General features: G+C 34.1%; 14 protein-coding genes and 1 pseudogene. 6 read left to right on the top strand and 9 right to left on the bottom strand.

All coding sequences use genetic code 11. The features are described 5' to 3' along the window. The first annotated feature begins 72 nt into the window (after nucleotides 1-72). Nucleotides 73-2,226 (top strand): DEAD/DEAH box helicase, encoded by a 2,154-nt coding sequence (locus tag KHA96_RS04170; protein WP_213128014.1) that lies wholly within the window; start codon nucleotides 73-75, stop codon nucleotides 2,224-2,226. Between the two features lie 390 nt (nucleotides 2,227-2,616). On the opposite strand, the gene KHA96_RS04165 is transcribed toward KHA96_RS04170, so the two are convergent. The 3 genes from KHA96_RS04165 to KHA96_RS04155 all read right to left on the bottom strand — a co-directional run bounded on the left by KHA96_RS04165 (nucleotide 2,617) and on the right by KHA96_RS04155 (nucleotide 4,985). Next, the gene (locus KHA96_RS04165) at nucleotides 2,617-2,991 is read right to left on the bottom strand and encodes a nucleotide excision repair endonuclease (RefSeq protein WP_213128013.1); all 375 of its coding nucleotides are present in this window, start codon (nucleotides 2,989-2,991) and stop codon (nucleotides 2,617-2,619) included. 69 nt (nucleotides 2,992-3,060) lie between these two features. Further along, complete coding sequence (locus tag KHA96_RS04160; RefSeq protein ID WP_213128012.1) at nucleotides 3,061-3,669, bottom strand: branched-chain amino acid aminotransferase; 609 nt, start codon at nucleotides 3,667-3,669, stop codon at nucleotides 3,061-3,063. Nucleotides 3,670-3,698: 29 nt separating this feature from the next. Continuing rightward, nucleotides 3,699-4,985 carry a DEAD/DEAH box helicase gene (locus tag KHA96_RS04155; protein ID WP_213128011.1) on the bottom strand — a complete coding sequence of 429 codons (1,287 nt, stop codon included), beginning with the start codon at nucleotides 4,983-4,985 and terminating at the stop codon, nucleotides 3,699-3,701. A 331-nt stretch (nucleotides 4,986-5,316) separates the two neighbouring features. Between KHA96_RS04155 and KHA96_RS04150 the strand changes: the two are divergent. Next, a pseudogene (locus tag KHA96_RS04150) lies at nucleotides 5,317-5,406 on the top strand (SDR family oxidoreductase); the annotation flags it as partial. Between the two features lie 187 nt (nucleotides 5,407-5,593). On the opposite strand, the gene KHA96_RS23465 reads toward KHA96_RS04150, so the two are convergent. The 6 genes from KHA96_RS23465 to KHA96_RS04125 form a co-directional block, all read right to left on the bottom strand. Further along, a complete protein-coding gene (locus tag KHA96_RS23465) occupies nucleotides 5,594-5,716 on the bottom strand; it encodes a DUF6884 domain-containing protein (RefSeq protein ID WP_481748204.1) in 123 nt (40 codons plus the stop codon). 187 nt (nucleotides 5,717-5,903) lie between these two features. Beyond that, on the bottom strand, nucleotides 5,904-7,214 hold the full coding sequence (locus KHA96_RS04145) for a hypothetical protein (protein ID WP_213128010.1): 1,311 nt from the start codon (nucleotides 7,212-7,214) through the stop codon (nucleotides 5,904-5,906). 545 nt (nucleotides 7,215-7,759) lie between these two features. Then, entirely contained in the window at nucleotides 7,760-9,262 is a 1,503-nt protein-coding gene (locus KHA96_RS04140) for a serine/threonine-protein kinase (protein ID WP_213128009.1), read from the bottom strand. A 240-nt stretch (nucleotides 9,263-9,502) separates the two neighbouring features. Beyond that, on the bottom strand, nucleotides 9,503-11,434 hold the full coding sequence (locus tag KHA96_RS04135; protein ID WP_213128008.1) for a DUF2075 domain-containing protein: 1,932 nt from the start codon (nucleotides 11,432-11,434) through the stop codon (nucleotides 9,503-9,505). 716 nt (nucleotides 11,435-12,150) lie between these two features. Further along, on the bottom strand, nucleotides 12,151-12,396 hold the full coding sequence (locus tag KHA96_RS04130; RefSeq protein WP_213128007.1) for a hypothetical protein: 246 nt from the start codon (nucleotides 12,394-12,396) through the stop codon (nucleotides 12,151-12,153). Nucleotides 12,397-12,433: 37 nt separating this feature from the next. Then, a complete protein-coding gene (locus KHA96_RS04125) occupies nucleotides 12,434-12,730 on the bottom strand; it encodes a hypothetical protein (RefSeq protein WP_213128006.1) in 297 nt (98 codons plus the stop codon). Nucleotides 12,731-13,098: 368 nt separating this feature from the next. Here KHA96_RS04125 and KHA96_RS04120 point away from each other — a divergent pair, with 368 nt between their 5' ends. The 4 genes from KHA96_RS04120 (at nucleotide 13,099) to tnpC (ending at nucleotide 15,551) form a co-directional block, all read left to right on the top strand. Further along, on the top strand, nucleotides 13,099-13,263 hold the full coding sequence (locus KHA96_RS04120) for a hypothetical protein (protein ID WP_213128005.1): 165 nt from the start codon (nucleotides 13,099-13,101) through the stop codon (nucleotides 13,261-13,263). A gap of 82 nt (nucleotides 13,264-13,345) precedes the next feature. Then, nucleotides 13,346-13,540 carry a hypothetical protein gene (locus KHA96_RS04115; RefSeq protein WP_213128004.1) on the top strand — a complete coding sequence of 65 codons (195 nt, stop codon included), beginning with the start codon at nucleotides 13,346-13,348 and terminating at the stop codon, nucleotides 13,538-13,540. After that, nucleotides 13,537-13,890 (top strand): IS66 family insertion sequence element accessory protein TnpB, encoded by a 354-nt coding sequence (tnpB, locus tag KHA96_RS04110; RefSeq protein WP_213128003.1) that lies wholly within the window; start codon nucleotides 13,537-13,539, stop codon nucleotides 13,888-13,890. The genes KHA96_RS04115 and tnpB overlap by 4 nt, the downstream gene beginning before the upstream one ends. 89 nt (nucleotides 13,891-13,979) lie before the next feature. Next, a complete protein-coding gene (gene tnpC, locus KHA96_RS04105; RefSeq protein ID WP_213128674.1) occupies nucleotides 13,980-15,551 on the top strand; it encodes an IS66 family transposase in 1,572 nt (523 codons plus the stop codon). Nucleotides 15,552-15,648: the final 97 nt, after the last annotated feature.

Raw genomic sequence — 15,648 nt, 5'->3', positions numbered from 1 at the left:
TAGTTCTATTGTTGTTTCAGGTTAAAGCAATTACAATGGCTTTAATGAACAAAAAGATGCGGGTGATCAGTGATGATTAGAAACAAAAGAGATCTAAAGAGCTTCGTTTCTGAATTAAATCGTATTCAGGAGAGCATTCACCAATTCTCAGAGGATTCCTTTAATCAAGAAATTAATGATGTATTGGAAAGAATGAAGATTAATGAGGGTGCAGAAAAATTAAAGTCGATGCCAATGGATGTGATTTCGACTCTAGAAAAAGGGTTGCCCATAAATTTATTGGTCAATAATGGCTTCCGAACCATTTATGATATTGTAAATCATGAACCTGAAGAGCTGATGCAAATGGATGGCATCGGGGAGAAAAGCGCTTATTCGATTTACAATGCTGTCTCCAGAATCAAAGAATCTGTTTACCAACAAGCGATTCCCAGAATCAATCCGGATAAAGTATCGAATGAAGGTATAAATTTACTAGAATCTATTTACAATAAATGGCAACTACTAAAGGTTATTGAAGAATTTAAAGCGGATTTCAATCAATTTAAAGACGCGATTACCCCTGATATTGAAACTGCAAAAAAGCAGAAACACATGATTGGCTCCCTATTTCAATCTAGAGCTGAAAAGGAAAAAATAAAGTTAGCCTATGAAAATCTGAACCAAGAAAAAAATAAAAAGAATTTAAACAACATAAAAGAAAAACTAAATGAAATTCTTCATTTTAGTGTGAACAAAGAGGAATTGATCCAACACTTTGTTCGTGAAAATGCTTCTTATTACACCGAAATAGAAAAAGTGACAGGCGCAGCACACATTGAGTCTCTCGAAAATTTACCAACAGACTTTGTAGATAAAGTGAATCAATATACTTTAGATGTGACAGATTTAAATGTTACATTAAGAGGATATCAAGAGTTTGGAGCCAAATATGCGTTATATCATAAGCGGACTTTACTCGGAGATGAAATGGGATTAGGTAAAACCATACAGGGACTAGCAATAATCAATCATTTATTCCAAAACAATCAAAAATATACCATGGTTGTTTGTCCATTAAGTGTAGTAGCAAATTGGAATAGAGAAATTCATCAGCGATCTAAACTACATACATATATTTTCCATGGCCCTAAACGCGATGAGGAATTTGCAAAATGGCAAGCAAATTCCGGTGTTCTCATTACAACGTATGAACAAACATTACGAATGAACTTTGAAGAAGAACACCAATTAGATACGCTCATTGTGGACGAAGCACACTATGTCAAAAACCCGGAGGCAAAACGGTCACAAAGTATATACAAACTTGCAGATATGGCGGAATATGTTTTATTTATGAGCGGAACACCACTTGAAAATCGGTTGGAAGAAATGAAGCAATTAATATCCATATTACAACCGGATATTGCTGAAAAGTTATCGAACGAATTATATTTGTTGCAACCACACGAATTTAAGCAGGCTGTGGCACCAGTTTATTTAAGAAGAAATAGAAAAGATGTTCTATGTGAATTGCCTGAACTGGAAATCATCCCACAGTGGATGGATTTTGCTGAAAAGGAAGAAAGGTACTATAAGCAAGCGGTCATGGAAGGAAAATTAATGTCCATGCGGCGGGCAGCATGGCAAGGTGGTTCACCGGAGCATTCACCAAAATTGGAAAAACTATTAGATATATGTGATGCCGCAGCTGAAAACGGACACAAGGTATTAGTGTTTTCCTTTTTCAGGAGTGTAATCCATACAATCCAACAGCATTTAAAAGGAAGAACATTTGAAGCTATTACAGGTGATGTTCCAATTGCAAGAAGACAAGAAATTATCGATGTATTTACAAATGCTCACCCCGGATCCGTCCTACTCAGCCAAATTACAGCTGGAGGAGTTGGATTAAACATACAAGCGGCCAATATTGTGATTCTTTGCGAACCTCAGTGGAAACCCTCTACAGAAGAACAGGCCATTAGCCGGGCCTATCGAATGGGGCAATCTAGAAACGTGATCGTGTATCGACTATTAACGGAAGATAGCATTGATGTCACCATGCTTGAAGTTTTAGGAGAAAAGGCTAACTTATTTGATTTATACGCGAGAGAATCCGATGTTGCTTCACTTGCATTAAATAAGCAAGAGGAAGCGGAGGAATCCATTAAGCAAAAAGTATTAAATCTAGAGAAGGAACGTATTCAACGCAAAGTTGGGGAGTCTTTAGAAAGCTTGATTTAAATATGTAAGGGTTAAATTAAATGTAATCCCAAGTGCGTATCATCTATCTGGTAGATAAAAAATTAGATTATACTCATTTTAGTTATGGTACGGTTACCCATATTGATTTAAGAAGAAAAAACGGCACTGGAATGTCCCCCAATGCTGTTTCTTTTATTATTTCTGTTATTTGAAACCAAACTCTAATATATGCAAATTATAGGTTGGATACTCGTGGTCGGGGTCGATATATAACTTCTTAAAATTAGTTGGTTGTAACAAAATCTCGACTATTGAGTATGCGATTATCTTCTCTATTAGAATTGTCATATCAAATAACTTAAAAAGTCACTCGAAAGTTAGCTACAATCAAAAGGTGTATACAAGCAATAATTTTTACGAAAAACAACCTTATTTATAAAATACTTTCTCCACGTTATATTTCGACTGGAGTTTATTAATGATATACGTTTCATATATTTCTCGTTCCATTGGATCTTCTACTAAACAAATATCGATTTTATATACTTCGTCTCTGTGCTGTTTAATAGGTGAAACTGTATCTTCAAAATGTTTTTTAATTCTTTGACGTAGTTTCCGTGCTTTTCCAACGAAAAGAAGTTCATCATTTTTATTGAAAAATAAGAAGATGCCGCCTTTGTCTCGTGGTATCTTGTGAAAATCAATGAAGCCATAAATATCTTTGATTTCTGGTTCGTTTTCTTTCGGAGTTTGTTTCCGTTGTGTGATTGTAATATCTGATGTAGGTATGCTAATTTTTATCATGTTTGTTCACGTCCCTTTTTGTATAGAGATTAATGCTAACATATGTGAATAAGAAATGCGATATAACAGTTAATTCCCGCCCTTACTTCTATCTTCTATTCTTTCTACTAATGTAAATAAAAATCGATAAATGAATCGATATGCTTCCTCTAATGACATCTCTTCTTGGAACCCATCCACATAATTCAACGGAAAATTTAAGTCCCATACGCCATCATTTTGATTAAACATCAATTCAAATCTTGCTGCATCTCCATGTAATTCTTTGCGTAAGTTTTCTTTAAGTGCTGTCTCAAACTTTTTCTGCAGCTTTAATCCGACCATGATGTCGTACGTTCCAAATACATCATTGACTTCAAAGGTAATAGCATCAACGCCGATTAGTTCCAACCAGTTAGATTCTAAGTAGAGAAATTCATTCCTATGTTTTTGCAGGTAGACCACCGGTTGTTGTAAAAATGCGTATGATTCTTCAGATAGCGTTTCTTCTGTTTCTTTATCACATCTCTCTATGTAAGCATCTTGAAAACGTGTAGTAGGATCTTTTTCTATTAATGTTACGTCGTTTGAGATTAAATCATGTTTCTCAATATACTCCTTTTCCTCTGTATATATCTCTAGCTTTTTCTCTGCATTCATTTGTGATGTAATGTATCGTTGCATTTGTTTATGTAGCATAGGTGTCCCCTCCTATTATGATCAATTCTTTAACGGGCACGTTTTCTACCTGTTCTTCTATTATCGCTATTCCCTTTTGTTCGACTATTATTCGGTTTTCTATCGGAAGAAGGTGTCGCTGATTTTTTACGACCTTCCGAGCGTTTACCAGATTGTTGCTTGCTGCCTACTCTCTCATAATCCTCGCGATCAGGGATACTGACTCCTTTAATCACTTGAATTCTCAAACTTTGATGAATCCCTTTTTCAATCATTCTTAGGAACTCTAGGTCCTTAGGAGCCACTAACGTAATGGCAATTCCATCGCCACCTGCACGGCCAGTTCGTCCAATCCGGTGAACATAGCTTTCCACATCATGTGGAATATCATAGTTGTAGACATGTGTCACCCCTTCTACATCAAGTCCCCTTGCAGCAACGTCTGTTGCAACTAAAAACTGAGTTTTCGCATCACGAAAACGTTTCATCGCTTTTTCCCGTTTAGACTGCGATAAATCACCGTGCAACTCGTCTGATTCGTACCCGTTGGCAAGCAAAGCTTCGTGAAGCTTGCTGGCACGAATTTTTGTACGACAAAATATTATCGCTAAAAAAGGACGATGTTCTTCGATTAAATGGAATAAAGTTGCTTGTTTTCTCCGATCAGTTGTTTCAATAACTACTTGTTTAATCTCCTCAACCGTTACGTTTTTAGCTTTCGCTTCAATGTATTCTGGCTCTACCATATATTTTTTTGCAAGAGATTTTATTTCATTTGGGATTGTCGCAGAGAATAGCATTGTTTGTCTGGAAGAAAGTGTTTCTTGTATGATGTCATCTACCTCTGGAAGAAAACCCATATGTAACATTTGGTCCGCTTCATCTAATACAAGCATCCCAACCGTTGAAAGGTCAATTGTGCCACGGCGAATATGATCTAATAACCGCCCAGGAGTTGCAACGACAATATGTCTGGCACCTTTTAACTTTTTTAATTGGTGCTCCACATCTTGACCACCGTACACAGCTAACACATGGATGCCTTCTACGTTCTCCATGATTCTCTTAATTTCTTTTGAAATTTGCTGAGCCAATTCTCTTGTGGGAGTTAAAATAAGTGCTTGAACATCCGACTTGTGCACATCTATCTTTTCAAGAATGGGAAGAACAAAAGCCAACGTCTTTCCTGTTCCCGTTTGGGCTTTTGCAATAACATCCTTCCCCTCCAGTACGGATGGGATCGTCCGTTCTTGGATGGAAGTAGGAGCTACTATTCCTAATGACTTTAATGTATAGTTAATTTCTTTTCGAATACCTAGTTGTAAGAAGTCAAGCAAGGCTAATCACGTCTCTTTTCTTATATGAATGCCGTAGTATTTGTACAAAGGCTTATTTACTATAGCATATTTGTTAGTATTTACGGAGTGATTCGGAATATTAATTTTGTATTTTAATGATGTGGCTCTTTTTTGAAAAAAAGGGGCCAGCCCCCGGGTGCGGTAATGATTTAAGCTATATCAAACTTTGGGACAGGCACTGTGATCTTGTCCATCCAAGTCTAATAAAAATCCAGTTAGAAGAAACTGCATTGAAAAGAGATCCTGATTTAAGAAAGACACTAGAGGTCAATTTCCCAATTCCACCGCATGCAGCAGAGCCTAGAGATCTTCTTATATGGTATTGTTCTTAGCATCTGATGAGTCTAGTTATGCTACAGGAAGTGAATTTGTTGTGGATGGAGGATTTACTTCTAAATAATGGATAATGATTAACTAATCTTACAGTCCTTTTAAATGTTGCTATATAATTGTTTCTGACTAATAAATGATACTGGTGGTAGGGGGCGAATTAGGTCTGAAATAATTGAATTTATAAGTTTTTTACAAGTGATGTGTAAAATGATTTAAATTAAAAATCTGTTCTTTTAACTAATACACTACTTTCATTAGTCTTTTGATTCAATGTAACTAACTGCTTTGTTAAAAAGGGTTGATTTACTGTACAGTTTCTTCGCTTCACATGGAAACTCTTCCTTAAATTTTGTGCAACTTAATAAGGCAATTTTCATATTCCCTTCCCCTTTTTATAGAAATTCAATCATGACTCAATTCTTTTTATTCTTTTTTAGTTCTATCTTCGCTTAGAATAGGGGAAAAATGGTACATAATTAAAGGGATTCAGAAAAGTATCTGATTCCCTTTATATTTGAATACTTAGCTTAATAACTCAAGACATTTTATGAAAAGCTTACCTCTTCAATGAAAAGACAATTTATTAGAAAATAATTCCTTCCACTCATCAGTAGTTAGTAATCTTTCACGGTATTTTAAATCATTAGGAATATTCTTATTTATAAAGCATTTATTTTCCAAACAGTCTAAGTACAGTGCCAATTTTACTAGTGCATAGTGCTCAAAATCACTCTTAGCACCTTGAAACGAAACATACTTTTCCAGAAATATTAGTGCTTGATCTAATTGAATGTACGCCCATTGTTTATTGTTATAACCTGCATCATAACTTAAATAACTGATTTTTTCCAAATTATAACCGTATCTTTTTTGCTCATCACTATTGCTCCGAGGTGAATATAATTCAATATACAAAGATGATTCAACATTATCTTCAGAATATAATAATCCATTATTTTCAAATCCGTAATAATTCATATTTTGCAATCTGTTATGTTCAAATTCGATAGCGTATTTTAATGCGTTTAGGTATAGATCCATCATAGCTTTATTTTCGGGGTTCGATAACTTAAGTTCAAATAGTTTAATCATGTAATTAAATGGATAAGAGCAATCTGAACCGTATCGTTCTTCCAGTTCTTTGTCTAGATTGCTTAGATAATCAATATAATTTTCAAACTCTACTTCTTTTTTTATGGTTTTATTCTTCAAGTCAGAGATAACCTGTTTTTGATATTGGTCAATTGCATTTGTTATTTCTTCAACAAAATCTAATCTCGTCTTTACATATTCAAATATTTGTGAAATGTATATCCGAACCCTTTTATTTGTCTCTCCATCATTACTGGTATAGACAACTGCGTAGATATCACAATCGTCTTCATGCCATAATTTTCTGTTATTCCAAAGTACAAATGGGCTACATTCAAAATCGTTAGCTTGATATCTTTTGTGTCTGCTTGTTTCTACTGGATGAAGTGAACATAAAGAACGTAGGTATTCGAAATACTTCTCATCTGTTCCTTTTCCATCACTGCCAAGTTCATTAAAAACCTGTGTTGATTTTTTGATTTTATCATCGGGTACATTAAAAATTTTTACCAGTTCTTTTATACAATCCACAACCACAGATGCATTATTCATAAAGTCAAAAAAATCAAACGCACTACTTTTGTACCTACCAGTATTTAATTTAAGTTTATTTAAGTAATGAACCGTATCATCAAGTCTATCCATTATAGCGCAAATTTTATCCCATGCACGGTGCTCACGATATACTTTATTATAGGATATATTTTGTTCCTCGTTTACTTTATTTCGTAATAAATCTAGTACATCAGTATCTATATTTATTTGAAAAACATCTTTAACCATTTCGATTTCCTTTCCAGTGAGGTATTTATGAGATTAAGTAACCAATAATGAAAAAGTTTGAAGTCCAATTATAACTCAAGGCTTTGTCCATAATTAAAATATTATTATAAATTTCTCCTCAAAATTGTAAATTCCTTCAACTTAACTGAACGGTTTGGTTAAATAGGAAGTGATGGACCTTTTTATAACGGCAGATAAACTAAATGTGAAAATTAAAATAACCCATTATAAGGTCAATTTAAGACTGAATTTTCAGCTGGTACAGAATTAAATTTGCCTTGTAATAACCAACTGGTTGATTCATGTTTTCAAACTTTCCTCCAATGCCTAACCCATACTCTAATACTTTGGCGCTAAAATCAGCATAAACATTAAAGTCTTCTTTATATTCTAGATGTAAGGAAAAGTGCTTTTTACTATATATATAAGAATCTTCATTCAATTAATAATACAATTAACCAAATAATTAAAAGGAACAAGGAGTATTGTTATTCTTTTATCTTGTGATCTTTTAAATTAGTTTGCACTTGCATCAAACGTTTATTTCACCTTTGTAAAACACTCTCAATTAATGGTTCTAAACCTCTATCAATCAATCTTTCAACCATTCTTTGTGCACTAAAGCGATTAACTGAGAAAGCAATGTGAGAAAGGATTCTTGCAGCCTTTTCCTTGGTAAGAAAGGAAAACTGGTCTTGTAAAATTGTATTCGCAAGGGAAGCAATAGGGTCATAAGACTCAAAAGTTGGACATGAATCCTTAAAGTTTTCTTCGATATCATTGATAACATAACTCTCGTTGTTATTATTTAACTTCATATAATTGATCAATACGATTTTAAATGAAGGATTAATTACTAATTCACTACATAATCCTTCTCCATCCAAGTTGTGGATATATTGCTGTACAACCGTGGTAAGCTCTCCATTTAAAATATCTTGCTTTGCTTCTTCTTTAAGATTGCTTTTTTGGATAATTTCATAAAGTTTTTCCATAGCCTGTAACATTTCTATTGCGGATAGATAACGATCTTCACTATTCTGACTTGTAGCTTTATTAACTACTTGTCCAAATTCATGCCTTTCATTATCCGGATTCCCTGTGAAAATAAAGTTAATTACTTTTCCTAATGAGAATACATCACTTTTTTTATCCCCATCTTTAAGTGCATACATTTGCTCAGGGGAACAATAGTAGAATTGCCCAAAAGCCTTAGTATGCAGTGTTTGATGAGAGTGTATTTCGTCAAAATTTTTCCCGAGTCCAAAGTCAGCTATCTTTAATTCTCCGTTAACGAACAGGATATTTGAAGGACTAAGGTCTCTATGAATAATGTTTCTACCATGGATGGTGCCCATTATCTTCATTAATTGCCAAGAAATTTCCATTTTTTCATTACTAGAAAGTTTGTTTTCAGTAACATGTTTAAATAAAGTAAAATCACCTTTCTCCATTTCATACAGCATTTTATTTTCATCAAAATCATACAACCTTATTACACCCAAAATATCCTGTAGAGATTTAGTAATTTCATATTCCCTCTTAAATCTACTACGAATTCCTGGATTAGCAATAAATTCGTCATGTAGTTTTTTTAAGACCTTATTATCACTTCTCCGGAGATACACTACCGCAAATCCACCTTCACCCAATTGCTCAAGGTCTTCATCCTCATTTATCAAAATAAATTTACCATCTTTACGAATTATTTGATTCGCTTCAAACTGAAATTGTTCATTAAAAAGGATTAAGGCTTTTTGGCTCAATTCCATAGCAGTAACTTCATTCACTTTGTTATCTCTCATAATATATCTTTTGCTCAAAATCAAAGAAAAAAAAGCATCTGTCTGATTTCTCTGTAGCAAGTCCTGTAGTTTATCTACTACATAGAACCACCTTGAGGGAAAGCCAGATTGATAGGTTTCCTCATAACCAAAATACTGGTTAAAAAAGCCTACCAAATCCCCTCCAGCTTTATACGAATAGCATTCTCCTGTGTCTCCGATAAACACCTCTGAAATATACCTTAGAGCTTCTTCTGAAACCATTGTATCCCCCTTTTCATAATCTAATTTGTATTCTAGTGACTTTAGATTCGATTCTTTGGAAGTTTAGGGCCAGCCCCCCCAGTACGTTAACGCTTTAGCTTACGGGGGCCTGGCCCTTTAACTTTATGTTGGTTGAGGTAATTATGGACTTTTTTCTTATAGCTTTGCAGATGATAAACATGAATCATCGAGCCATTTTCTTTCACTACTAGAAGCTTATCTTGGAAGTCTGGATTTAAATTAATATTCTCCTCCATCTTCTGCTACCATGGTTCCCAAATTCGGCGATAAGTCGTTATATGTTATAGTCTTTTTCAAGCGATTTTTAAAATAATAATTTAACTTGGGATCTGTGCAAAAGATAAAACAACCTTTTTGTCCACGAGTCATCAGTGTTCTGTATGTATTACGAATAATTTGATCGGCAACTCTCTTTGCTTCTTCTGGATTTTCCTTGGCCATTTTTTTTATTCCTTTTAATGACTGGTCTGTTTTTGCACGTTTTTCGTAGTCGGTAATTACCTCATCATTTTCATATTTCATATCAGGTCCAATTATTACTCCTACATAATCAAACTCTAATCCCTGCGCTGTATGAATGCATCCTGCTTCATTAACAGAATCTTGGTCAATTGCCCAGATTGTATCTGACAAATTCCAACTGATTTGAAAATTATGTTCAGGAATGACGATATCCTTATGTTTAGTGTTGGTTCTATCAGCAGTTGGCCACTCCCAACAATAACCCGCTAGCATACGAGATTTATTGTTCACCTTATTTAATCTCTCAATCTCTCTTAACATTTCATGCGGATTGTCAAACACTTGAAAATCATAATCAATCCCAAAATAATCAGTATTTGCAGTCTCTCTTATATGGAGTACATCGTCTAACCAAGCGATATACGCATCTGAACCCTCACAACGAAATTGAGAAACTAGTTCACCTGTAATAATCTCTGCATCGAATTCTCTAGCATATTTTTTGATTAAATCAACACTACCAATATCCTTTAATGTCACTCTTTGGTTTTCATCAATGAAAAATAATGTGAATTTAGATGCTTTTATCAATTCTTTAACCTGGTTTTCTCCCTGATTTCCGTAAAATCCTGACTTTTCATTCAAACGATGGGCTTCATCCACAATTATCACATCAAACTCATTTAATTTAGATTCAGTAAAACTGCCTGAACCTTTAAATAAATTGTCTATTTCCGTCTTTCTAATTGTTCCTTTTAACTTGGATGCATACACTTCCCTAGGTGCAGCATTTTTTGAAACGTACATCGTCATTAAATCTTTATTAATTAAATTTACCAGCAAATTAACTGCCATTACAGATTTTCCAGTTCCAGGTCCACCTTCAATGACCATCACTTGTTTTTTATTATTTTTCACACATTCAAGTGCAAAATGAAAGGCTTCTTCATAAAACACCTTTTGCTCGTCAATCATTATAAATTCTTCATTCCCCTTTAACATGCTAGTTAAAGAGTCTTGTAATGATTTCGATGGCCGAATCCTGCCGTGTTCTATTTGATATATTAATTTATTATAATCCCCTTTCCGAACATATTGCTTGATAAAATCTCTAAGTTTTTGAATTTCACCTTTTGTAAAAACAGGTGCCTTCATCAAATGCTCTTGGTAATGTTCATCAGTTAGGGGATCATTTGCGATTTTTCTATAATTATGTAAATATGCACAAGGTTTTAATTCTATATGTTGTTCCTGAACATTTTCATTGAAATTTCTAATCAATGCTGCATAGGACCAAGCTTGATATGATGGATGGGCAACTGCCCTCTTAGCTCCACCAAGGTATGTATTTACTAAAGCATCCCTACCTGTAATTTTTTCAATTTCAGACCATTGCTTTAATTCAACAATCACTACATGATCTTGATTTCCGTTATTCCCAGCAACAATAAAATCAACTCGTTTTGATGTATTTGGGATTTTAAACTCAATAGCAACTGCCGCATCATTTGGTATGTCCTCATCCTGCATAACATTCGACATTCGTTGAAGTGAGTTTTCCCATGAAATTATTTCTTGCTTAGACGTACGTCCAATTTTCTCTTGATACGAAGTGTATAATCGTTCGACTAATAATTCATTTGTAACATCTGAAATAAATTCCGTTTTCGTTGCTTCGTATATGATCATTTCTTCTCAACTCCGACTAGCATTCTCTTGTTCTCGTATAAAATATATCTATTCTAAATATTAATACTTATAGGAAATATAGCAAGTGATAATAAATTTGCGGAAATAATTATTGCTGCAGTATTGAATATATAGGAACCTAGCTTGTGTATAAATCTTATATATCGGAAATCGAAAGTACTAAGAAAAAATATATCTTTAAAATTTCGGAAAAGAATATGGAGTTTTTAAACATATAACCAGATGAATTGTGTTTAACCCATTTAACCTAAAGTTACAGATGTTCGGGGTCAAAATAGGTCAATCATATTGAGGTTAAGAGGTTTTGTACTAGCGTTGTGTAAAATGATTTGGTGTATAAACCTATAAGACAAGTAAATAGTTAATTATGTTTCCGTACTCCACATGTGTTGAATACATTTCACAGACAAATTCAAAGGCGACTATAACTACTTAATAAAGAAGCGGTATTAAACCGCCTTTTTAATTTTGAGTATTTTCCCATTATTCTTCCCCTACCCAGTGCGGTATGAATAATTAATTGTATTCATTTGTTTTGTAAGGCTTGTTCACTCCGTATCAAATATTATGAAATTGAATGATTTACTGTGTTTTTATTTTCTTCCTAACCTAGGTATTCTTTATAATATTAAGAATTACTCTTTATGTTCATGGGGTAACTATACCTTTTAATAAGTTTCTCTATTACTCACATCTCAAACGTCTTCTTTTTTGGTCATGTCTGTTGGTTTTTTTAATAATAGTGTATTATTGTAAATTTCATTTGCTTTTGATTGTTTTTCTCTACTTATTTTGATTGAAATAAATGACATTAGTTTAACTACGATTGTTAATGTAACACCAAGTAACAATGCAATTAATGAAATATTGTTATCAATTGATATATCACGAATTTGTTTGTCATTTGTGTAAATTGGGGAGAAAATTACACTTATAGTCATTGTCATAACAGTTGTAGATACTAATAAAGATAGTTTATTAGTATTTGGATATGTATTCCGTTCTGCTCTCTTTTCTTCTTTCCTCTTTATATTCTTTACTTTCAATTTGTATAATCGTTTCTTCTAGACTCTCTGATATGCTTGTTTTTTTATCTATAGCAATAAAGTTAGTGTCAAATATTTCCCTTATTAGATCCTCAAGAATTTCCTTTATACTATTCATATCTTGCAGCTTAACGTTATATTTTCTTGATAAAGAAGATAATAATGAATTAAGTATTTTCAGGGAGGGAAGCTCTCCCTCGGAAATAAATAATATTAATAAACCTATCATTTCCTTATTACTTTGATGCACCTTTTTAAAATAGACTTTTTTACTTATCTTGTTGAATATGAAATTTGTCATATAAAATACAAATAAACCACTTATTATTTCTCAATCAATACCAACAAACCATGGGTTATTTCCACATGCTAAACACCCCTTCAATATTACTATATGTACTCGTTTATCATTTTTCACTTTAAGTCTGTTCACTTTAAAGTAAAATAGAAATAGAAGTGATAATTATTAATATTAATTCTATAAATACTGCCTATGTCGATCTAAAATCTATACAAAAACTCATTTTATGTTCCACAAATAATGAGGAATTTATAAATACTCATATATATTCTATACTTAGAGATACTTGTTTAATTTTGGATGAAGTATTTTGTTGCTTTATTCCTGATAAAACAGATATTGATGAAAGAATTAAATTAATAAGAAATCGGGTTCATCTCTTTTCTAAGAAAAAAGGACGAAATCAAAAAATACATCATAATATTATTGATTATCATATTAGCGTTTTTGGTGATGAGTAAGCCCGAATTCAAACAACGCATATAAATAGATCCGCACCTCCAGTAGTATTAAAATATCAATTTAAATGGAGGTGCTTTTCATATGCCGCAACAAAAACTTACCATTGTCCCCGTTACATTACATAAACAGAAGGAAAATAACCCCGCAACTGTTCCAGTAGCCCCATACTCCAATCCTACTTGCAGGATCAAAACTGGCAATACTGAAATTACCTTCTTCAACGGCGTAGATGTGCACATCATCCAAACCATCATGAGGGAGTTGAAAGATCGATGAAACAGGATTATACAAGCGTGAAAAACATTTATATCATTTGTGGTAAAACGGATATGAGAAAAGGAATTGATGGCCTGGCAACACTTATTCAAGATTCTTTCGAACTTGATCCATATGGGGATTCCATTTTTTTATTTGCAGGATGGAGTAAAGATCGCTATAAATGTTTGTATTTCGATGGTGATGGCTTCGCCATGCTTTATAAACGTTTAGATAACGGTAAACTGCAATGGCCAAAAAATGAGAAAGAAGTACGCAATCTTTCTCAACAGGAGCTACGCTGGCTCCTTGAAGGATTATCCATTCAGCAGCCGAAAGCGATTCAACCTTCATCAAAAGGAGTGTTCTAAATTCCTTAAAACTACTAACTTTATCTTTATTCCATCGTTCGAACTAGTTATAATAAAAAGAACAAAACTGAACGAATGTGGTGAATAATGTGACGAACGCTTCTTCTACGAATGAAAATCAATACGAGAAATTAATTCGGCTGCTCGAAGAGCAATTGGCTCATTCGAATCAACAAAACAAAGAGTTATCAAAACAGATTGAAGCGTTAACCGAGCAAGTTCGCCATTTAACTAAGCTTTTATATGGATCCAAAACTGAAAAAATAAAATATAACTCACCGGACGGACAAGCGTCCTTATTTGACGATGATCCGACTTTTAGCGAATCTGAGCACACAGATGAACAAAGCCAACAGACAATTTCTTATGCTGTTGTACGAAAGATTCAAAAGAAAAAACGAAATGATTCATTGCGGAGTGATGTCGAAGTAGAAGCATTTCATCATCATCCGGAAAATACTCTTTGTGACTGTTGCCATGGGCAAATGATCGAAATCGGCACTACAATCGTTCGCGAAGAAGCGGAATTTATTCCTGCAAAGATGAAGAAAGTTCAACACGTTGAACACGCATATGAATGTACTAAGTGCAAAGGAGATTCATTTCAAAAAGCGCAAATTAAACGTGGCAAAGCACCACATCCAGCTATTCAAAGGAGTATTGCCAGTCCTAGCGTACTGGCCAAAGTAATATATGATAAATTTTCACAATACTTACCACTTTACCGTCAGGTAAAGGAATGGGATCGTTATGGTCTTAATACCAATGATAAGAACCTTTCAAATTGGGTCATTCGTGCATCGCTGGATTGGCTATTACCGATTTACCTACGAATGAAGCATTTGATGATGGATAAATCGATTTTGCATGTCGATGAAACATATGGCCAAATTATTAACCGGTCCGATGGGAAATCTGGTCAAGCCAATGCCTACAATTGGGTGTATCGAAGTGTGCCAAGCCAAGGACCAATAATCACCCTGTTTCAAAGCGCATTATCACGGGCTCGCTCCGTACTTGAAAGTTTCATAGAAGGCTATTCTGGAACGATTGTTTGCGATGGTTATTCTGCTTATGGTAAGTTGGAAGGCGTTACCTTCGCAAATTGTTGGGCGCATGTTCGCCGTTATTGGCTAAAAGCTGACAGTAAAAATGGTCGCATTGGCGTGAGCTATTGTGATGATTTATATCGTCTGGAAAGGAAATTCAAACATTTGTCTCCAAGTAAGCGAAGAAAAAAACGCCAGAAATACTCGAAGCCAATTGTAGAAAAATTCCTTGATTGGGTTGAAACATCACCGTTCTACGGAAAAAACGCCCTTGGCAAGGCAGCTGAATATACCCTGAATAGAGTAAATGGACTTAAGGCGTTCTTGAATGATGGGCGCATTGAAATCGATAATAATCCAGCTGAAAACGCCATTCGCCCCAATGTTTTAGGTAGAAAAAACTGGTTGTTTAGTGTTAGTGAAGCCGGTGCGAGAGCGAACGCCATATGTTTGAGTATTGCAGAAACGGCCAAAAGTAACGGCGTTGATTTTTATGAATACATAAAGAAACTTTTGACGGATCTTCCGAACGCCGGTATTAACCAGAACCCAGAAATTTTAGATCAATACCTGCCTTGGTCAAAAATGATTAAAGCAGAATGTAGCAAATAATTGAAGTAAGCCGTATTTCGATTGAAAAAATCGGGTCATACGGCTATTTGTGATGTGTACCGGATAGGTACGCTTATTTTTTATAATTCGGGCTTAC

Source organism: Bacillus sp. FJAT-49711, from assembly GCF_018343715.1.
In the GTDB taxonomy this organism is placed as follows: Bacteria; Bacillota; Bacilli; order Bacillales; family Bacillaceae_C; genus Lederbergia.
The sequence above is the reverse complement of the archived record's forward strand: the minus strand, read 5'-3'. Positions and strand labels throughout refer to the sequence as shown.